This is a genomic window from Antrihabitans spumae (assembly GCF_043944905.1).
Taxonomy (GTDB): Bacteria; Actinomycetota; Actinomycetes; order Mycobacteriales; family Mycobacteriaceae; genus Antrihabitans; species Antrihabitans spumae.
On sequence record NZ_JBIMSN010000060.1, the window covers coordinates 1 to 19,104 of the forward strand.

At 64.6% G+C, this 19,104-nt stretch carries 19 protein-coding genes; 14 read left to right on the forward strand and 5 right to left on the reverse strand.

Features of this window, described 5'->3' with window-relative positions:
- Positions 1-81: 81 nt before the first annotated feature.
- A complete protein-coding gene (locus ACHIRB_RS14235) occupies positions 82-687 on the reverse strand; it encodes a TetR/AcrR family transcriptional regulator (protein WP_395123749.1) in 606 nt (201 codons plus the stop codon).
- Between the two features lie 71 nt (positions 688-758).
- Here ACHIRB_RS14235 and ACHIRB_RS14240 point away from each other — a divergent pair, with 71 nt between their 5' ends.
- Positions 759-2,222, forward strand: coding sequence for a DHA2 family efflux MFS transporter permease subunit (locus tag ACHIRB_RS14240; protein ID WP_395123750.1), 1,464 nt, complete (start codon positions 759-761; stop codon positions 2,220-2,222).
- Between the two features lie 25 nt (positions 2,223-2,247).
- Here the strand turns inward: ACHIRB_RS14240 and ACHIRB_RS14245 are convergent, their stop codons facing one another.
- On the reverse strand, positions 2,248-2,682 hold the full coding sequence (locus tag ACHIRB_RS14245) for a ferritin-like domain-containing protein (RefSeq protein ID WP_395112219.1): 435 nt from the start codon (positions 2,680-2,682) through the stop codon (positions 2,248-2,250).
- Positions 2,679-3,203, reverse strand: coding sequence for a hypothetical protein (locus ACHIRB_RS14250; protein WP_395123751.1), 525 nt, complete (start codon positions 3,201-3,203; stop codon positions 2,679-2,681). The genes ACHIRB_RS14245 and ACHIRB_RS14250 overlap by 4 nt, the downstream gene beginning before the upstream one ends.
- 132 nt (positions 3,204-3,335) lie before the next feature.
- Here ACHIRB_RS14250 and rimP point away from each other — a divergent pair, with 132 nt between their 5' ends.
- From rimP to truB, 11 genes are all read left to right on the forward strand, one after another.
- A complete protein-coding gene (gene rimP / locus ACHIRB_RS14255) occupies positions 3,336-3,950 on the forward strand; it encodes a ribosome maturation factor RimP (protein WP_395123752.1) in 615 nt (204 codons plus the stop codon).
- Entirely contained in the window at positions 3,947-5,038 is a 1,092-nt protein-coding gene (nusA, locus tag ACHIRB_RS14260; RefSeq protein WP_395123753.1) for a transcription termination factor NusA, read from the forward strand. The genes rimP and nusA overlap by 4 nt, the downstream gene beginning before the upstream one ends.
- A complete protein-coding gene (locus tag ACHIRB_RS14265) occupies positions 5,019-5,363 on the forward strand; it encodes a YlxR family protein (RefSeq protein ID WP_395112214.1) in 345 nt (114 codons plus the stop codon). Before nusA ends, ACHIRB_RS14265 begins: the two co-directional genes overlap by 20 nt.
- 153 nt (positions 5,364-5,516) lie before the next feature.
- Positions 5,517-8,501 (forward strand): translation initiation factor IF-2, encoded by a 2,985-nt coding sequence (gene infB, locus ACHIRB_RS14270; RefSeq protein WP_395127720.1) that lies wholly within the window; start codon positions 5,517-5,519, stop codon positions 8,499-8,501.
- Positions 8,502-8,575: 74 nt separating this feature from the next.
- On the forward strand, positions 8,576-8,866 hold the full coding sequence (locus ACHIRB_RS14275) for a DUF503 domain-containing protein (RefSeq protein ID WP_199706445.1): 291 nt from the start codon (positions 8,576-8,578) through the stop codon (positions 8,864-8,866).
- A 139-nt stretch (positions 8,867-9,005) separates the two neighbouring features.
- A complete protein-coding gene (gene rbfA / locus ACHIRB_RS14280; RefSeq protein ID WP_199706551.1) occupies positions 9,006-9,479 on the forward strand; it encodes a 30S ribosome-binding factor RbfA in 474 nt (157 codons plus the stop codon).
- Positions 9,469-10,482 (forward strand): DHH family phosphoesterase, encoded by a 1,014-nt coding sequence (locus tag ACHIRB_RS14285; protein ID WP_395112211.1) that lies wholly within the window; start codon positions 9,469-9,471, stop codon positions 10,480-10,482. The genes rbfA and ACHIRB_RS14285 overlap by 11 nt, the downstream gene beginning before the upstream one ends.
- Positions 10,469-11,857, forward strand: coding sequence for an MATE family efflux transporter (locus tag ACHIRB_RS14290; protein WP_395123755.1), 1,389 nt, complete (start codon positions 10,469-10,471; stop codon positions 11,855-11,857). The genes ACHIRB_RS14285 and ACHIRB_RS14290 overlap by 14 nt, the downstream gene beginning before the upstream one ends.
- 15 nt (positions 11,858-11,872) lie before the next feature.
- A complete protein-coding gene (locus ACHIRB_RS14295) occupies positions 11,873-12,811 on the forward strand; it encodes a metallophosphoesterase family protein (protein WP_395123756.1) in 939 nt (312 codons plus the stop codon).
- Positions 12,808-13,461 carry a 4'-phosphopantetheinyl transferase Npt gene (gene npt, locus ACHIRB_RS14300; RefSeq protein WP_199706437.1) on the forward strand — a complete coding sequence of 218 codons (654 nt, stop codon included), beginning with the start codon at positions 12,808-12,810 and terminating at the stop codon, positions 13,459-13,461. The genes ACHIRB_RS14295 and npt overlap by 4 nt, the downstream gene beginning before the upstream one ends.
- A complete protein-coding gene (gene truB, locus ACHIRB_RS14305; protein WP_395123757.1) occupies positions 13,462-14,358 on the forward strand; it encodes a tRNA pseudouridine(55) synthase TruB in 897 nt (298 codons plus the stop codon). It abuts the gene before it with no gap.
- 63 nt (positions 14,359-14,421) lie between these two features.
- Here the strand turns inward: truB and ACHIRB_RS14310 are convergent, their stop codons facing one another.
- Positions 14,422-15,738 (reverse strand): MFS transporter, encoded by a 1,317-nt coding sequence (locus ACHIRB_RS14310; protein ID WP_395123758.1) that lies wholly within the window; start codon positions 15,736-15,738, stop codon positions 14,422-14,424.
- Positions 15,739-15,809: 71 nt separating this feature from the next.
- On the opposite strand from ACHIRB_RS14310, the gene ACHIRB_RS14315 reads away from it, so the two are divergent.
- A complete protein-coding gene (locus ACHIRB_RS14315) occupies positions 15,810-16,805 on the forward strand; it encodes a GlxA family transcriptional regulator (RefSeq protein ID WP_395123759.1) in 996 nt (331 codons plus the stop codon).
- 134 nt (positions 16,806-16,939) lie between these two features.
- Here ACHIRB_RS14315 and ACHIRB_RS14320 read toward each other — a convergent pair whose 3' ends face one another.
- The gene (locus tag ACHIRB_RS14320; RefSeq protein ID WP_199706549.1) at positions 16,940-17,602 is read right to left on the reverse strand and encodes a metal-dependent transcriptional regulator; all 663 of its coding nucleotides are present in this window, start codon (positions 17,600-17,602) and stop codon (positions 16,940-16,942) included.
- A gap of 170 nt (positions 17,603-17,772) precedes the next feature.
- Between ACHIRB_RS14320 and ACHIRB_RS14325 the strand changes: the two genes are divergently transcribed.
- On the forward strand, positions 17,773-19,077 hold the full coding sequence (locus ACHIRB_RS14325; protein WP_395123760.1) for a family 1 glycosylhydrolase: 1,305 nt from the start codon (positions 17,773-17,775) through the stop codon (positions 19,075-19,077).
- Positions 19,078-19,104 lie beyond the last annotated feature (27 nt).

Here is a 19,104-nt window from a genome sequence, read left to right on the forward strand (position 1 = left end):
CCCGAAACAGCTCCGTCACGAAACCGTTCCCGCCGATCCACCCCCATTAGTCTTTTCGGCGGGCCCAACCACCGAAAGGACTCACGAGGCCGAAGGCCCCAACGTGTCCCCGAAGGCGCAGGATGACAGCTCGGCGAGGGCTGGATCCTGGTGAGCGTGCTCCGGCGCCTGCATGGCGAGCAGCACATTCAGTAGCATGCCCTGGGCGATGAATTCGCGCGCTCGTTCGGGGGTGCACCCGGTACGACGGATCAATTGCTGATAGATAGCGGACATGCATTCGCGAGCCTGGGCACCGATCTCGGGCACCGCACCACCGGTGAAGCCGTGCATCATCACCAGAAGTAGGTCGCGGTCGGTGACGAGTTCGCTGTAGGCCGAAGCCAGGGCATCCCAGATTTCATCGCGATGCGGGTCGGCCTCGAGTTTGTCGAGCTCGGCATCGAACGCCGCCATGATCGCGTCGCCTGCGCGACGGAAGACTTCGAGGAAGAGTTCGACCTTGGAGCCGAACATTCGCACTACGTAGGGCTGGGACACGCCGGCCTCGCGTGCGACAGCATCGGTGCTGGTACCGGCATACCCGCCGACTGCAAACGCCCGAGAGGCCGCCGCAAGAATAAGCTCACGCCGCTCGGGGGCGCTCATCCTGGTCGCGGGCTTTGTCGAAGTTTCTACGCTTGCCATATTGACATGTTATCAGTTGATTACTACGTTCGACAGCACTAGTTATCATTCGATGCTTACAAGGAGTGATCATGACGATCGTCTCGGATCCACCTGATCTACTGTCGGACCGCGGGGCGGCGGCGAACGTCCCCGACAACCCGAAAGAAACGTCCAGACGAAGGATTCCAGTGTGGCTCGCACTGGTAGCGGCGTCGTTGCCGATGTTCATGGCGACGCTGGACAACCTCGTCATGACCAGTGCACTGCCTGTCATTCAGGCCGATCTCGGTGCCACGGTCGGGCAGCTGCAGTGGTTCGTGAACGCCTACACACTCTCTTTCGCGACGTTGATGCTTGCGGCCGCGACGCTCGGTGACAGGCTCGGCCGCCGCAAGCTGTTCGTCGGCGGCATCACGGTCTTCACGCTTGCCTCCATCGCATCCGCACTCGCGACCACCTCGGCAATGCTGATCGCAGCACGAGCAGTGCAGGGAATGGGAGCGGCCGCGATCATGCCGCTGTCGCTCGCGCTGCTCGCCGGTGCTGTCCCAGCAAGCAAACGCGCGCTTGCCATCGGCGTCTGGGGCGGAGTGTCGGGTCTGGGTGTTGCACTCGGGCCGGTCGTCGGCGGAGCCGTCGTCGACGGTGTCTCGTGGCAGGCCATCTTCTGGCTCAACGTGCCCGTCGCCGTCGTCGCCGTTCCGCTCGCGCTGTACGCACTCGGCGAGTCCCGCGGTCGCAAGGTGCCGCTCGACGTCGTCGGCGTTCTACTCGCCGGAGCAGGCATCTTCGCCGGTGTCTGGGGCATCATCCACGGCAACGACGATGGCTGGACCTCGACGTCGGTGCTCACGACACTCGTTGCGTCCGGTGCGCTCCTTGTCGCATTCGTCGTCAGGGAGTCGAGGATCCGCTTTCCCGTAATGCCGTTGCGGCTCTTCGGATCTCGAAGCTTCTCCATGGCCAACATCATCGGCCTGACGTTCTCGCTCGGCATGATGGGCGCGGTTTTCCTGCTGTCGCAGTACCTGCAGATCGTCATGGGGTACACACCGTTCGAGGCAGGTGTGCGCACGCTGCCATGGACCGCTGCTCCCATGATCGTGGCGCCGATCGCAGGCCTGCTCGTCGAGCGTCTCGGGCTGCGGACCCTGCTCGTGACCGGGCTCGGTCTGCAAGCAATCTCGCTCGCCTACATGGCTGCGGTGACAGTGCCCGGCGCGACCTACTCCGACTTCGTTCCCGCCTTCATCATGGCCGGCGTTGGAATGGGGTTGACTTTCGCGCCGAGCGCTACCGCCGTTCTCGTCGACATGGCCGAAGCCGACCACGCGACAGCGAGTTCCGCGAACTCCACGATTCGTGAGATCGGCATCGCGCTCGGTGTGGCAGTCCTGACCGCGGTGTTTCTCGGGTCGGGCGGTTCGTTGACACCGACCGGTTACACCGACGCGCTCCGGCCCGCACTCCTGGTGGGAATGGCCTCGGTGTCGGTCGCCGTCGTCGCCGCGTTCTTCGTGCCGAGCCGCCGAGCTGTTCGAGTTGCACGGTGAACCTCGCCATTTGACGTGGGACGTGTCAGGGCTGACCTGGGAACGGCACCGTCGGGGGTGCCGTTCCCAGTATCGTCTGCCAATTGGCAAGTCGCAGAGCGGCTTCGGTGAGCGCATCGACACCGGTGCCGCGGGTGTGGTCGGACTGGGCTCGCTCGATGACCGAGCGCCATGCGATCGCAGTCTCTGCTTCGACCTCGGCGGCGAGCCGCGCAGCGGAGACCGGATCGACAACCGGGAACGGCACTGTGTAACCCGCTTCGGCGGTCGGCGCGTCGACGCTGGCGGCGGTCAGTGCGTCGATCGTCGCGTCCCGCCGCGCGCGATGTGCCGCGGCATTCGTCGCGATCAGTTCTGCGCGTTCCGGATTGGAGAATGCTGCCGCGAGGCCATAGGCATACACGGCGGCGTGTTCCGCTTTCAGCGCGTCGACGAGCGCTTGCTGCTCGGTTCCGGTCATCGCAGCAACACCCCGACCTGAGTTGTACAGCAGGCGCTGATCGAGCCGAGTAGTCCTGCCCGATAACCCGATTCGGTTCGAGCGAGGTTCGACGCGCTGCGTGCCGATTCGGTGAGCCTGGTACGCAATTCGTCCAGGTCCGGGGGAGTTACCGGCGTAGCGGTGCCGCCGGTGGTCGAGCCGCGGTTGGCTGCGGGCGTCGATCCGTCATCGTATGTCCCTGCTGCTCTTGCTATTTCGGTGTCGAGCGCGTCGCGGTGAGCTGTTCGTTCGGCGGCGATCGACGTGAGTGCCTGCCCGCGATCGGGCATCGCCGCGACCGCCGCGGTTGCGAGGTTCGAGTCTCTGTCTGCTCGATCGCGCTGTGCGATAAGCACATCGACAGGCGCCGGGGCACTGTCGTCGGCACCGGCTCCGCAGGCCGGCAACGACGCGACGCCGACAGTCCCCAGCGCGCCGAAACCCGCGAGCCGCAGGGCGGACCGTCGCGATACCGATCCAGTGGTGAACGAGGTGAGCACGGTTACATCGTGCCAGGAACGCCGGCGTCGACGTAGCGCGGCTGGACACCACACCCCGAAATCAGCGTTAGGCTAGACGTCCGACCAACGCTCGTGAGCACCGCACACAACTGAACCTAGGAGCCTTTTCAGATGCCGATTCCGTCGATCGAGAGGGTGAGCCAACTCGTCGCAGATCCCGTCGCAGCGCACGGATTGGATCTCGAGGATGTGTCGCTGATAGCAGCAGGCACGCAATCCACAGTTCGTGTGATCGTCGACCGCGAAGGTGGCGTCAGTCTCGATGCCATCGCAGACGTCAGTCGTGACATATCCGCTGCTCTCGATGCCGCGGACGAATCGGACGACGACGCCTACACCCTCGAAGTGACCACGCCCGGCATCAATCGTCCCCTCACCCAGCCGCGGCACTGGCGTCGCGCCCGTGGCCGGAAGGTGCGGGTCAGGACACCAACGGAGAAGTTCGACGCCCGTGTCGGTGAGGTGTCGGAGGGTTCGGAGGGTGCTGAAGGCCCCGAGGGCTCGGAGGGTGAAGGGCCGCACGTTGCGCTCGTCGTCGTCGCCGACCCGAAGGTCGGTCCGGTCCTGCGTACGGTGTTGCTCTCCGAAGTCACCGAGGCGGTTGTGAAGGTCGAGTTCTCGCCGCCCAATCCGCGGGAGCTCGAGTTGGCGGGTGGCGTCACACCCGGGCGGCCGACACCCGGCACAGAAGACGATTCGATCGAAGTAGAGGAAGCCGACAAATGAATATAGACATCGCCGCATTGCGTGCCATCGAAGCCGAAAAAGGCATCTCGATCGAGACCGTCATCTCGACGATCCAATCGGCACTGCTCACTGCGTACCGCCACACCGAGGGACACCAGTCGAACGCCCGCATCGACGTCAACCGCAAGTCCGGCGTCGTCCGCGTCATGGCGATCGAGACCGATCAGGACGGCAACCTGATCTCCGAATGGGACGACACGCCTGAAGGCTTCGGCAGGATCGCGGCGACGACCGCGCGCCAGGTAATCCTGCAGCGCTTGCGTGATGCCGAGCACGAGCGCTCGTTCGGCGAGTACTCGACCCACGAGGGCGAGATCGTCGGCGGCGTCATCCAGCGCGACACCCGAGCGAATGCGCGTGGCACCGTCGTTGTCCGAATCGGCAGCGATGCCAACGGCGCCGACGGTCTCATTCCTGCGGCCGAGCAGGTGCCGGGGGAGAGCTACGTGCACGGCGAGCGGCTCAAGTGCTACGTCGTCGGTGTCACTCGCGGTCAGCGTGGACCGCAGATCACCCTGTCGCGGACACACCCGAATCTGGTTCGCAAGCTGTTCGCGCTCGAAGTTCCCGAGATTGCAGACGGCTCGGTCGAGATCGTTGCAGTCGCTCGCGAGTCGGGCCACCGTTCGAAGATCGCAGTGAAATCCAACATCAACGGACTGAACGCCAAAGGTGCGTGCATCGGACCGATGGGACAGCGGGTCCGCAACGTCATGAGCGAACTGGCTGGAGAGAAGATCGACATCATCGACTTCGATGCCGATCCTGCGCGATTCGTAGGGAATGCGCTGTCGCCGTCGAAGGTTGTCTCGGTGACCGTCGTCGACGCAGATGCCCGCGCTGCCCGCGTTGTCGTACCCGACTTCCAACTCTCGCTCGCCATCGGCAAAGAAGGCCAGAACGCGCGTCTCGCAGCACGGCTTACCGGGTGGCGGATCGACATCCGCAGCGATGCAGCGCCCACTGCGGACAGTCCCGCGGGGCCCGAAGGAAATCGGGTCCAGGGAGGGATGCGGGATTCTCCGGCGATCAGCGGTAGAGTGGACGATGGCTCAGCACGAGCCTGAGGTTTCTGTGTCACAGCCGTCCCGGTCCCCGGTTCGGACGTGTATTGGATGCCGAGAGCGCGTGCAAGCTGTCGACCTGCTCAGGGTCGTAGCGCGCAAGTTCGAAACCGACGGCAGTACACAGGCCGCAAGCTTCGAATTGGTGCCAGATCCTAAGCGCAGACTTCCCGGACGGGGTGCTTGGTTGCACCCCGATTCGAGCTGTCTGGCACTTGCAGAGCGGCGCCGAGCATTCGGCAGAGCATTGAGAGTGTCCGGAATTCTGGATAACTCCGCACTGGTTCGGGTGATCGATGCCGTACCGGCCGGAGGCCAGGCGCAGTAGTAGGCCCGAGTAACAGATCTCGAGAAGAACAGGCACGAGCACTCATGAGCACACCGTGAAGCACCAGCGATGAACGTCCGTCGGAGATAACCCGAGGTCGTGCGGGCCCCCATCAGTGGGGACGCCACGCTCGACCTCTCAGTGAGGAGAGCAGTGGCAGGCAAGGCCCGCGTGCACGAGTTGGCAAAAGAACTCGGTGTCACAAGTAAGGAACTACTCGCAAAGCTCAAAGAGCAAGGCGAGTTCGTAAAATCGGCGTCCTCGACAGTAGAGGCGCCAGTCGCACGTCGTGTGCGTGAATCTTTCGCCGCACCGAAGGCACCAGCCAACGGCAGCGCAACCAAGCCGAGTGCAACCGCATCGGCACCGTCCACGTCGGCAGCATCGACGACCTCGGCCAAGCCGGGCGGACCCCGCCCGGGCCCGAAGCCTGCACCGGCTGCACCGAAGGCTCCGGCCGCGGAGGCCCCACAGGCCCCGGTCGAGGCCCCGGTAGCAACCCCCGCAGCGGCAACCGAGGCTCCGGCTGCAAGTCGTCCCGCTCCTAGTGCACCGCGTCCCGCTCCGCGAACCGCAGCTCCTGTTGCCGAGGCTCCCGAAGCAAGTGCAGCTCCCGCCCCGGCGGCAGCAGCACCGGCCGCCCCGGCCGCACCAGCTACTCCGGGCGGACCGAAGCCGGGTCCCAAGGCTCCTCGCGTCGGCAACAACCCGTACTCCTCGGCACCCACCGAGCGTCCGGCTCCTCGTCCGGCTCCCGGCGCACCGCGTCCGGCGGCAGGTCGTCCGGCACCCGGTGGCACCCGTCCGGCTCCCGGCCAGGGCGGCGCTCGTCCGGCTCCCGGTCAGGGCGGTCCGCGTCCGGCTCCCGGCTCACGTCCCCCCGCAGGTCAGGGCGGTCCACGTCCGGCTCCCGGTCAGGGCGGTCCGCGTCCGAGCCCGGGTTCGATGCCTCCTCGGCCGAACCCAGGCGCAATGCCGACCCGTTCGGCTCGTCCCGCACCAGGCGCAGGTAGGCCCGGCGGCGGTCGTCCAGGCGGCGCTCCCGGCGGTCGTCCGGGTGGTCCCGACGGCGGCGGTCGCCGTGGCGGCGGTTACCGCGGCGGCGGCGCAGGTGGCGGCGGCGGCGCTCCGGGTGCTCCCGGTGCAGGCGCACCCGCAGCAGGTGGCTTCCGTGGTCGTCCAGGTGGCGGCGGCGGTGGCGGTCAGCGCCGTGGCGGCGGTGCCGCAGGTGCCTTCGGTCGTCCGGGCGGCGCAGTCCGTCGTGGACGCAAGTCGAAGCGGGCGAAACGCGCCGAGTACGAGAACATGCAGGCGCCGGCAGTCGGTGGCGTTCGGCTGCCACGCGGCAACGGCGAGACCATCCGTCTCGCTCGCGGCGCATCGCTCGTCGACTTCGCAGAGAAGATCGACGCGAACCCCGCTGCATTGGTCCAAGCCCTGTTCAACCTCGGCGAAATGGTCACCGCGACACAGTCGGTCGGCGACGAGACGCTGGAGCTGCTCGGCGGCGAGATGAACTACGTCGTCCAGGTCGTCAGCCCCGAGGACGAGGATCGCGAGCTGCTCGACAGCTTCGACCTCACCTACGGCGAAGACGCAGGTGACGAGGACGATCTCGAACAGCGTCCGCCTGTCGTGACCGTCATGGGTCACGTCGACCACGGTAAGACGCGACTGCTCGACTCGATCCGTAAGGCCAACGTCCGTGAGGGCGAGGCCGGCGGCATCACGCAGCACATCGGCGCCTACCAGGTGCTGACCGAGCTAGAGGGCAACGAACGTCTCGTGACGTTCATCGACACCCCCGGTCACGAGGCCTTCACGGCCATGCGTGCCCGTGGTGCCAAGGCCACCGACCTCGCGATCCTGGTCGTTGCCGCCGACGACGGCGTCATGCCGCAGACGGTGGAAGCGATCAACCACGCCCAGGCGGCCGACGTGCCGATCGTGGTCGCGGTCAACAAGATCGACAAGGAAGGCGCGAACCCGGACAAGATCCGGCAGCAGCTGACCGAATACGGTCTGGTCGCAGAGGAGTACGGCGGCGACACGATGTTCGTCGACATCTCGGCGAAGCACGGCACCAACATCGATGCACTGCTCGAGGCTGTCCTCCTGACCGCGGATGCCGCGCTCGATCTGCGCGCCAACCCGGACATGGATGCACAGGGTGTTGCCATCGAGGCACACCTCGACCGTGGCCGCGGACCTGTCGCGACCGTCCTCATCGCACGCGGAACCCTGCGTGTCGGTGACTCGATCGTCGCAGGTGACGCCTACGGACGCGTTCGTCGAATGGTCGACGAGCACGGCGAGGACGTCGCGGAGGCGCTGCCTTCACGTCCGGTCCAGGTCATCGGTTTCACCTCGGTGCCAGGCGCAGGCGACAACCTCCTCGTCGTCGACGAGGACCGTATCGCCCGCCAGATCGCGGACCGTCGTAACGCACGTAAGCGCAACGCGATGCAGGCCCGCAGCCGCAAGCGCATCAGCCTGGAAGATCTGGATGCCGCGCTCAAGGAGACGAGCGAGCTCAACCTCATCCTCAAGGGCGACAACTCCGGAACAGTTGAGGCCTTGGAAGAGGCGCTGCTCGGTATCCAGATCGACGACGAGGTGCAGTTGCGCGTCATCGACCGCGGCGTCGGTGGCGTCACCGAGACCAACGTCAACCTGGCGTCGGCGTCCAACGCGATCATCATCGGCTTCAACGTCCGTGCCGAAGGCAAGGCGACCGAGCTGGCGAACCGCGAGGGTGTCGACATCCGGTACTACTCAGTGATCTACCAGGCCATCGACGAGATCGAGAAGGCCCTCAAGGGCATGCTCAAGCCGGTGTACGAAGAGGTGGAACTCGGCCGCGCCGAGATCCGCGCTCTGTTCCGGTCGTCGAAGGTCGGCACGATCGCAGGTTGCATGGTCACGTCGGGCTCGATCCGCCGCAACGCCAAGGCGCGCTTGCTGCGTGACAACGTCGTTGTCGCCGAGACCGTCACGATCTCCTCGCTCAAGCGCGAGAAGGACGACGCAACCGAGGTGCGCGAAGGCTTCGAATGTGGTCTGACGTTGACGTATTCCGATATCAAGGAAGGCGACATCATCGAGGCCTACGAGCTGCGCGAAAAGCCGAGGGACTAGTTTCTGCCCGGTCGGTGGGGTCTTCGGACCTCGCCGACCGTGCACGGCTCGACCGGAGGAGGGCCCCACCGCACATGTATTTGGGTGCACTGGAACTCGACATCCTGCTCGGGGATGTCCGCTCGCTCAAGGAAAAACGGTCGGTGATCAAGCCCATCGTCGCCGAGCTGAAACGCTTCGGTGTATCGGCTGCCGAAACCGGCGAGCAGGACCGATATCGACGGACCATGGTCGGCGTCGCGATCGCCAGCTCGGGAGCAACGCACGTGCACGAAGTGCTCGACAACTGCGAGAGACTCGTCGCACGGCGACCCGAGATTCAGCTGCTCGCGGTGCGTCGACGCATTTTCGGACCAGAGGATTGATTTCGGACAAGTCGGACTCGAAACGGTCCGACCTTCTGCCCACCGGCAGAATCTTCTAGACTCGAACGCCTGCCCATCGGCAGGTGTTCCACAACTTCGGACACCGCATCACATGGTGGTTCGAGAGGGGGTGATTGCGATGGTCGATCAGGCCAGAGCACGGCGACTCGCCAAACGAATCGCAGCTATCGTCGCAACGGCAATCGAGTACGAGATCAAGGATCCGCGATTGCGTTTCATCACTATCACCGATGCCAAAGTGACCGGTGATCTGCGTGACGCGACGGTCTACTACACGGTGATGGGCGAGGACCTCAATACGCCGCCCGACGTCGAAGCAGCGGCCATCGGTCTCGAAAAGGCCAAGGGCGTGCTGCGCTCGAAAGTCGGCGCAGGTACCGGCGTGAAGTTCACGCCGACGCTGGCGTTCGTCGAGGACAAGGTGCCCGATACGGCTCGGCAGATGGAAGAACTGCTCGCCAGAGCACGTGCTGCCGACGACGAGGTCGCTCGGGCACGAGCAGGTGCGAAGCACGCAGGCGACGCCGACCCGTACAAGACCGATGCGGACAAGCTGGACGCCGCGTCCGAAAACGCTGCAGATGCCGACTGAATCCGGCCAGGAGGTGTCCGAACTGTCGGACGCCGATCTGGCCCCCGCCATCGATGCCCTCACCTCGGCGTCGTCGGTGACGGTGCTGTGTCACCTGCAACCGGACGCGGACACCATCGGTAGTGGTTTGGCGCTGGCCATCGCCCTCGATCGGCGCAATGTGCCGGTTCAGGTGTCGTTTGCCGAGCCCGCGATATTGCCGGACTCGCTGCAGACGTTGCCAGGTGGCGATTTTCTCGTCGCACCGGACGAGGTTGCCGACGAGGTCGATCTGCTCGTCACGGTCGACTGCGGCAGCGTCGGGCGGCTCGGTCGCCTGCGTGACCGGCTCGACGGCGCGCGTCGCACAGTGGTCGTGGATCACCATCGTTCGAATACCTGCTTCGGCGAGATCAACGTCGTCGACGCGGCAGCGGAGTCGACGGCGAGTGTCATTGCGCGGCTGCTGGATCTGATGGGCGCCGAGATCGACAAGGATGTCGCCCACTGTCTGTATGCCGGACTCGTCACCGACACCGGCTCGTTTCGATGGGTCAGGCCAGGGACTCACGCTCTTGCCGAACGGCTCCTGGAGACAGGGATCGACGGCGGCCGAATCGCGCGCGCATTGCTCGACACGCACCCGTTCGGCTGGCTGCCGATGTTGTCCCGTGTACTCGGATCTGCCGAACTCGTGCAGGAATGCGCGCAGGGTCGCGGCCTCGTGTACGCCGTGGTCGAGCGATCCGACGTCGGTGACCTCCGCTCCGAAGAAGTCGAAAGTGTCATCGACATCGTCCGTACTACCTCCGATGCCGAGGTCGCCGCGGTGTTCAAAGAGATGCCCGACGGCGACGCCACCGACGGTCCGCTGTGGTCGGTGTCGTTGCGATCCAAGGACTCTGTCGACGTATCCGCTGTCGCTGCACAGCTCGGTGGCGGCGGGCATCGGTTCGCCGCCGGCTATACGACCCGAGGACCGATCGCCGAGCTGGTGTCGGCACTGACCGATGCCCTCGAATGAGCATTCCGAGGCCATCGCAACCGGTGCGGTAAAACCACGCCGGATCGCCGAGTTGGCTTTGCCCGCGTTCGGTGTCCTCGTTGCCGAACCCGTATACCTTTTGTTCGATCTCGCCGTTGTCGGCAGACTCGGAGCACTTGCGCTCGCCGGCCTCGCTGTCGGCGGGCTGATCCTCACGCAGGTCAGCACCCAATTGACGTTTCTCTCCTACGGCACGACCGCACGGTCCGCGCGATTTCACGGCGCAGGCGATCGAAAGTCGGCGGTGAGCGAAGGCGTCTCGGCAACCTGGTTGGCAATCGGAATCGGCGTCACGATCGTCGTCGTCATGCAAGTGCTCGCGCGGCCGGTGACCGAACTGATCGCCGGTGGTTCCGATATCGCGGGCGAAGCAGAGGCATGGTTGCGCATCGCATTGTTCGGTGCGCCGCTGATTCTGATCAGTATGGCGGGCAACGGCTGGATGCGTGGTGTGCAGGACACGATGCGGCCCTTCCGCTATGTGGTCGTCGGGTTGGCAGTGTCTGCGTTGTTGTGTCCGTTCCTCGTGCACGGCCTGTGGATCGCACCGCACATGGGTCTGCCGGGGTCTGCGGTGGCGAATGTGATCGGGCAGGGCATTGCGGCCGTGTTCTTCGTCTACGCGCTGATCCGTGATGGCTCGGATCTGCGTCCACACCCGGCCGTCATGCGTGCCCAACTTGTACTCGGCCGGGATCTGATCGCACGAAGTCTCGCGTTCCAGGCCTGCTTCCTGTCGGCCGCGGCTGTTGCGGCCCGATTCGGTGCCGCATCTGTCGCCGCGCATCAGCTGGTACTGCAGTTGTGGAATTTCGTTGCACTCGCCTTGGATTCGCTTGCCATCGCCGCTCAGTCACTGATCGGCGCGGCTCTGGGCGCTCGCCACGCGGACGCGGCGCGAACGCTGGCGTGGCGGATCACCCGCTGGTCGAGTGTGTTCGCCGTGGTGTTGGCTGCCGGTTTCGCGCTTACCAACTCGGTTCTGCCCGGTGTATTCACCACCGACGACGAGGTGATCGCGCAGACCCAGCTTGCGGGGTGGTTCTTCGTCGCGATCGTTCCGATCGGTGGTGTCGTCTTCGCTCTCGACGGAGTACTGCTCGGCGCGGGCGACGCACCCTTCCTGCGCACGGCGACGCTCGGCAGTGCGGTACTCGGCTTCCTGCCTGTGATCTGGCTGTCTCTCGCGTTCGATTGGGGGCTGGTGGGAATCTGGGCAGGGCTGACGGCGTTTATGTTGCTGCGGATGACTGCGGTCGTGCTCCGGACCGTTTCAGGTAAATGGGCGATCCCGGGATCCGACATCCAGACCCGAGCTACGGCCGGGGTGGGCGACACGCCTGAGACGAAGTAGGGAAAGGTAGGACGAGTGAGTCCCAAGCTGATGGCCGTGAGCGATATCCATGTCGGGCACCGTGGAAATCGCCCGGTCACCGAATCGATCGAGGCTGATTCGCCGCAGGACTGGCTGATTGTCGCTGGTGACGTATCGGAGAAGACCGACGACATTCGGTGGGCGCTAACTCTGCTCCGCAGTCGATTCGCGAAGGTGATCTGGGTCCCCGGAAACCACGAATTGTGGACCACTGCAAAGGATCCCGTGCAGATACACGGCGCAGCGCGCTACGACTACCTGGTGAACATGTGCCGCGATATCGACGTCGTTACCCCCGAGGATCCGTATCCCGTGTGGGACGGAATCGACGGACCGGTCACGCTCGTGCCGATGTTTCTGCTCTACGACTACTCGTTCCTGCCCAAGGGTGCGAAAACGAAGGCCGAAGGTCTGGCGATCGCGCGTGAGCGCAATGTGGTGGCGACGGACGAATTTCTGCTGTCGTCGGAGCCGTATGCGACGCGTGACGCGTGGTGTCACGACCGCGTCGCCGCCACCCAGAAGCGGCTCGACGAACTGCACCCAGACATGCCGCTGGTGATGATCAATCACTTTCCGCTCGTGCGTCAGCCGACCGAGGTGCTGTTCTATCCAGAGTTCGCGCTGTGGTGCGGCACCGAGCGCACGTCCGACTGGCACAAGCGCTACAACGTGCTGTGCTCGGTCTACGGACATCTGCATATTCCGCGGACGACGTACTACGACGACGTTCGATTCGAAGAGGTCTCCGTCGGCTACCCGAGGGAGTGGCAGCGACGCGGGTTGCCCAAGAAGATTCTTCGGCAGATTCTTCCGGTGCCCGAGTATCCGCCGGGCTCGCTGAACAGGTTCGGTGGGCATTTCGAGCTGACGCCGGAGATGGAGGCCGAGGCCGCGAAGATGAAAGCCAAGGCGCAGGGGGACCGTACGTGATCGAGGCGATACTGCCTGCAGGCGTGGCGGCCGCCGAATTGTTCGCCGATCCGCCCGGACTGACGCCGCATCCGCGCGAGGAGTCGCTGATCTCGCGCGCGGTCGAAAAGCGTCGGCGCGATTTCATCGGCGCCCGGCACTGCGCGCGGCAGGCGCTGGTACAGCTCGGTGAACCGGAGGTTGCGATCCTCAAAGGCGAGTCGGGCGCACCGATCTGGCCGAAAGGCATCGTCGGCAGCCTGACCCACTGCGACGGGTACCGGGGTGCTGTCCTTGCACACGCGATGGCGTTTCGCTCGATCGGCATCGATGCCGAACCGCACGGACCGCTGCCGGACGGTGTGCTCGACGCGGTGAGTTTGCCCGCCGAACGCGACTGGCTTGCAAGCACGTCGGGCGATCTGCACCTTGACCGTCTGCTCTTCTGCGCGAAGGAAGCTACGTACAAGGCGTGGGAGCCGCTGACCGGGCGGTGGCTCGGCTTCGAGGACGCGCACATCACCTTCACCGTCGACGGTTCGGGCGGGACGTTCCACAGCGATCTGCTGATCGACGGCAAGACGACCGACGGTGGCGCGCCTTTGGCCTCGTTCGACGGTCGCTGGCTGATCGCCGACGGGCTCGTCGTGACTGCGATCGTGACGCACTAGATGAGCACTCTCGAAGGTGCTGGTCTGTTGATCGTCGACAAGGCCGCGGGTATGACGAGCCACGATGTGGTTGCGCGGTGCCGAAAGCTGTTGCATACGAAGAAGATCGGACATGCCGGCACGCTCGACCCGATGGCAACCGGTGTCCTCGTGCTCGGCGTCGACCGGGCAACGAAGATGCTCGGTCTCCTCGCGCTGACAACCAAGTCCTACAGCGCGACGATTCGACTCGGCGCGGCGACGACAACCGACGATGCCGAAGGTGAGGTCGTGTCGACTGTTTCGGCGTTGCACATCACCGATGAAGATATCGCTGAACATGTTGCTGCGCTGACGGGGGACATTTCTCAGGTGCCGTCCAGTGTCAGTGCGATCAAGATCGATGGCCGCCGCGCGCATGCGTTGATCCGCGCAGGCGAAGAGGTGGTAATTCCGCCCCGCCAGGTCGTCGTGTCGAAGTTCCACGTGCTCGCTCGGCGCGATGAGGCCGATGGATTCGTCGATCTGGACGTGGAGGTCGACTGTTCCTCAGGCACCTACATCCGCGCATTGGCGCGGGACCTCGGCGCTGCGCTCGGCGTCGGTGGTCATCTGACGGCGTTGCGGCGAACAGTGGTTGGACCATTCACGCTCGAGCATGCGCGAACGCTCGAGGAGTTGGCCGACGAACCTGCAGTGAGCCTGGATATCGACACGGCGGCACTGACGGCGTTCCCGCACAGGACGATCGACGCCGACGAGGCCGAATCACTCAGTCAGGGCAGATGGTTGGAGCCGATCGGACTTGCCGGTGTCTATGCGACCGTCGACTCCGAGGGTCGGGCCATCGCACTGGTCCAGGAGAAGGGCAAGCGCGCGGCATCCGTCATGGTCGTGCGGCCTGCGACGTTGCGCTGATTCAATGCCGATCCGGTGGCGTGAGGGGCACCTTGACGTCGTTCGATGGTGGCTGGGGCACCCTCACGCCGCGTGAAGCGGAGTTGGGTCGGTCAGGTGGGCGCCTCGACCCGGCATCGCGAGCACGGCTAGCGCTGCTACCTCACACAGGGCCGCTGCGGCAATCCACACGGTTGTGTAGGAGCCGAGCGCGTCTCTGATTGCGCCGCCGAGAAATGCCATCAGTCCTGCGCCGATCTGGTGCGCGGCATTGATCCAGCCGAACACGATTGCACTGTCGGCGCCGTATCGCTCCCCGCACAGTGCGATGACCGGCGGTACCGTCGCAACGTCGAGAATGCCGAAGACTACGACGAAGGCGACCATCGGCACGCTGACGGTCGACGCGAACAGCAGTGGCAGCAAGGACAGTGACAGCCCGCGCGTGGCGAAGAAGATGCTGAGCAACCAGCGTGGGTCGATTCGATCGGTCAGCCATCCGGACGATACGGTGCCGACCACATTGAAGATCCCGATGAGCGCCAGCAGCGACGATGCGCTCGTCATCGGCATTCCGTGGTCGTGGGCCGCCGGAGTGAAGTGCGACCACATGACACCGTTCGTCGAGGCGCCGCAGATCGCGAATGTTCCTGCCAGTAGCCAAAACGGCCAGGTCCGCGCGGCCGCGACAAGCGCGCCCATCGTGCGACGAGTGACGCTGGAGCCTGAATCGGCATTTGAGTCTACCGCCGAGTTGGGCGGATGTGCACCGACAGCGACCGCACCGCCATCGGCAGGCCGGTCCCGGAGCATCAACCAGACCAGCGGTGAAATGGCAAGCGCAGCAAAGCCGATGGTTGCAACGCCAGGTCGCCAGTGGTGCTGCTCGATGATCCACGACAGCAACGGGAGGAAGAGGAATTGGCCGAGGACGCTCGACGCTGTCAGCAATCCGACGACGAGTCCTCGCCGGGCGACGAACCAGCGATTAGCGACTGTGGCGGCGAAAACCATTGTGACCGAACCGGTCCCGATCCCGACGAACAGTCCCCAGTACAAGGTCAACTGCCACGGTGCGGATACGACCGTCGTGAGCCCGGCGCCCAATGCGATCAGGAGCATCGCGACGGGTACGACGCGTCGTATACCGACTCGATCCATGAGGGCTGCGGCAAAGGGTGCGGTGAGGCCGTACAAGACCATGTTTACTGCGATGGCAACTCCGATGGACCCTCGCGGCCACGAGAACTCTGTCGCAAGTGGCTGCACGAGCAGCCCTGACATCGTCGTGAAGGCGCCAGCACCGATGATCGCCAAGCACGCACCCGCCGCGACCCACCAGGCTCCAGGTACGTGGGTCGAGGCGCTCGTTGGTCTGCTTTCGGTGGTAACGGCAGTCATATCAACGATCCTGCGGACCCTGCGGCGTTGAGACGAGTGGCCTGAATGCCAACATATGTAAGATTCAGGCCATGTCCTGCTTTTCGCATCCCGATCGGCACAAAGTCGCCGTCTTCGTGCGTGACGGCCTGCTTCCCATCGAACTGGGTATTGCGCACCGCTTGTTCGGTCAGGCGCGATCGCTGGACGGAGAGCTGCTGTACGACGTGGTGACCTGCACTCTGAAGCCAGGGGCGGTCCGCACCGATATCGACGTCACGATCGACGTTGTGAACGGACCCGACGCACTCGGCGAAGCCGACACGGTCGTCATCCCGGCATCGGACGACGACTACGAACCTCTCGATCGCGTCATGAACCCGGACCTCGCCGCGGCTTTGAAGCGCATCCGGCCGACCGCGCGAATCGCGTCCATCTGCACCGGCTCGTTCGTCCTTGCTGCCGCTGGGCTGCTCGACGGACTCTGCGCCACAACGCATTGGCGGTCGGTCGAACAGTTTCGAGCGCTCTATCCGAAGGTCCGGCTCGACCCCGACGTCCTCTATACCGATGCAGGGCGAATTCTCACATCGGCAGGCGTCGCATCCGGTATCGACCTGTGCCTGCACATGATTCGTTCCGATTATGGTTCCGCCGTCGCGAACGAGGTGGCCCGCGGGACGGTGGTGTCACCACATCGCGAGGGTGGCCAAGCTCAGTTCATAGCTAGGCCGGTCCCGGAGATACAGGCATCGTCGACCGGCAAGGCCCGCGAGTGGGCGCTCGGTCACCTCGATCAGCCGCTGACCATTGCCGACCTCGCCGCCGTCGAGTCGGTCAGTATCCGTACCTTCACTCGCCGATTTCGTCAGGAGGTCGGGACGTCTCCATTGCAATGGCTCAACGAGCAGCGCGTCGAGCGCGCACGGGCACTCCTGGAGGAAACCGACCTCACCATCGATCACGTGGCCACGCGGTCCGGATTCGGAACGGCCGCTTCCATGCGACAGCATCTGCACGCGGTGCTGTCGGTCTCGCCTTCGGCTTACCGCGCGACATTTCGCGGGAGTTCTACCGCGTGCGGCTGATCGGGTGGAGCCAATGTCGCAGCGGTACCGCCCAGGGGTACGAGTGTCACATTCGCGCCGGGCAGGTGGCGCGAGGGGCGCCCTGACTCCGTTCGATGGGGGCTGGGGCGCCCTCATGTCGCGCGGCAGAGACCCTACTCGTGGACCAGCCAGATCGCCTGTGCTGCAATACTTCCTAGGTCGATCGGTGCTGCAGAATCGGAACCGATTCGCACCGAGACAGTGCCCGCGAAGTCGCGTCGCTCGATGATGCAGACGTCGGTATCGAGCGCGATACCGACCGAGTCGAAGTAGCGCAGCATCGCCGGATCGGAGTCGGAAATACGGGCCACCCGGCCGGATTCGCCGTCGACGAAATCGCTCAGTTGCTTCGCTGCCGGTGTCGGCACCGCCCCGTCGACCGACGGAATCGGGTCGCCGTGCGGATCACGTTCGGGATAGCCGAGTTTCGCGTCGATACGCGACATCAGGAGGTCCGACACAGCGTGTTCGAGCACCTCGGCCTCGTCGTGCACTTCGTCCCACCCGTAGCCGAGTTCGTTCACCAGGAACGTTTCGATCAAACGATGCCGACGAACCATCGCGATTGCCGCTGCTCGCCCTTCGTCGGTGAGGGTTATGGAGCCGTACTTGGCGTGATCGACCAAGCCCTGGTCCGCCAGTTTGCGAATCGCCTCGGACACCGTGGACGCCGATACGCCGATCCGCTCGGCGACGAGTTTGGTGGAGACTCGCTCCGGCGACCACTCCTGAGCAGTCCAGATGACCTTGAGGTAGTCCTGCGCGACGGGGGTCAGCTGGGTGGACGGGTTCGTTCCGTCAGCGGTCGGCGCAGCGCCGGCCGACGGAACGTCGTTTCCGCTCGCCTCGTTTGCCGTTGTCTCGCGCTTACCCGCCACGGTTAGAGCTTAGGCAAACCAATGCGGAAAGACACATCCTGACGGGGTGAACCGTTAGTGTCGCGAGCATGATCGCAACGATGCGAGTCCGGGCGACTGCGCTGTTCGTAGTACTCATCGCAGCTCTGGTGGCGTCGACTGTCCCGGCATCGGCAGCACCCCAGACCGTAGCGCCGCTCGGGGATCGGTTTCTATTCGGCGTCAGCTCGTCCGGATTTCAGTCGGAAGGCTCTGCGCCGGATAGTAATTGGAGTCGGTACGCAGCCTCGGGCACGGCGAAGGATCCGTACCTGAACTCGGTCGACTTCTTCAACCGTGCAAGCTCCGATATCGAACTCGCGAAGGATCTCGGTGTCGGCGTGTATCGGCTGACGATCGAATGGGCGAGGGTGCAACCACGTCCGGGAGTCTGGGTGGAAAGCGATTTTGCGTTCTACGACAGCGTGATTCGCCAGATTCGCGATGCTGGCATGCGGCCGATGATCACTCTCGACCACTGGGTGTATCCGGGTTGGGAGGTCGACCGTGGTGGCTGGCGGAACCCGCAGATGGTGTCGGACTGGTTGGCGAACATGCGCCGGGTCGTCGATCGATACAAGCAGTTCGATCCGTTGTGGGTGACCATCAACGAACCAACCGCCTACGTCGGGCAGGAGCTTGCGACCGGCGGATTGGGGCCGCTGGACGTGCCGACGATGTTCGACCGACTTGTGCAGGCGCACAACGGAATCTACGACTACATCCACACCGTGATGCCTGGCGCGTTGGTGACCAGCAACGTTGCGCATATTCCCGGCGGTGCGGAGCCCGTGATCGCCACACAGTTCGTCGACCGGGTGAAGCTGGACTACGTCGGCATCGACTTCTACTACGGAGCGTCGCTAACCAATCCGCCGTCGCTCGACCCGCTGATCGGCACGCACTGGGACGCAACGATCGAGCCCGAGGGCATCTACTACGCATTGCGGTACTACGCCCGCAAGTACCCGACGCTGCCGCTCTACATCGTCGAGAACGGAATGCCGACCGACAACGGCAAACCGCGCAGGGACGGCTACCAACGTGCCGATCATCTGCGCGACATCGTCTACTGGCTGCAGCGGGCGAAAGCCGACGGCATCGACGTCATCGGCTACAACTACTGGAGTCTGACCGACAACTACGAATGGGGAAGCTACGCACCGCGTTTCGGCATCTACACCGTCGACGTCGAGACGGATCCGACGCTGACCCGCAAGCCGACCGACGCAGTGCCCGCGTACCGGGAGATCACCCGAAACGGGGGAGTGCCTGCGGGCTATCGACCGACGCGTGCACCCGGGCTGTGCTTGATCATCGCACCGCCCGCGAGCTGTCTGGAGCCTGTCAGGTAGTGACCGACTCCCGGCGCCATGCCCGGA

Bases quoted from the DNA above. Each gene is read 5' to 3' on its own strand.
- truB (WP_395123757.1), top strand. From the start codon at position 13,462: ATGAGCACTCTCGAAGGTGCTGGTCTGTTGATCGTCGACAAGGCCGCG.
- ACHIRB_RS14285 (WP_395112211.1), top strand. From the start codon at position 9,469: ATGCCGACTGAATCCGGCCAGGAGGTGTCCGAACTGTCGGACGCCGAT.
- ACHIRB_RS14315 (WP_395123759.1), top strand. From the start codon at position 15,810: ATGTCCTGCTTTTCGCATCCCGATCGGCACAAAGTCGCCGTCTTCGTG.
- ACHIRB_RS14310 (WP_395123758.1), bottom strand. From the start codon at position 15,738: ATGACTGCCGTTACCACCGAAAGCAGACCAACGAGCGCCTCGACCCAC.
- rbfA (WP_199706551.1), top strand. From the start codon at position 9,006: ATGGTCGATCAGGCCAGAGCACGGCGACTCGCCAAACGAATCGCAGCT.
- ACHIRB_RS14240 (WP_395123750.1), top strand. From the start codon at position 759: ATGACGATCGTCTCGGATCCACCTGATCTACTGTCGGACCGCGGGGCG.
- ACHIRB_RS14325 (WP_395123760.1), top strand. From the start codon at position 17,773: ATGATCGCAACGATGCGAGTCCGGGCGACTGCGCTGTTCGTAGTACTC.
- ACHIRB_RS14265 (WP_395112214.1), top strand. From the start codon at position 5,019: ATGGCTCAGCACGAGCCTGAGGTTTCTGTGTCACAGCCGTCCCGGTCC.
- nusA (WP_395123753.1), top strand. From the start codon at position 3,947: ATGAATATAGACATCGCCGCATTGCGTGCCATCGAAGCCGAAAAAGGC.
- ACHIRB_RS14290 (WP_395123755.1), top strand. From the start codon at position 10,469: ATGCCCTCGAATGAGCATTCCGAGGCCATCGCAACCGGTGCGGTAAAA.
- ACHIRB_RS14275 (WP_199706445.1), top strand. From the start codon at position 8,576: ATGTATTTGGGTGCACTGGAACTCGACATCCTGCTCGGGGATGTCCGC.
- ACHIRB_RS14235 (WP_395123749.1), bottom strand. From the start codon at position 687: ATGGCAAGCGTAGAAACTTCGACAAAGCCCGCGACCAGGATGAGCGCC.
- ACHIRB_RS14245 (WP_395112219.1), bottom strand. From the start codon at position 2,682: ATGACCGGAACCGAGCAGCAAGCGCTCGTCGACGCGCTGAAAGCGGAA.
- rimP (WP_395123752.1), top strand. From the start codon at position 3,336: ATGCCGATTCCGTCGATCGAGAGGGTGAGCCAACTCGTCGCAGATCCC.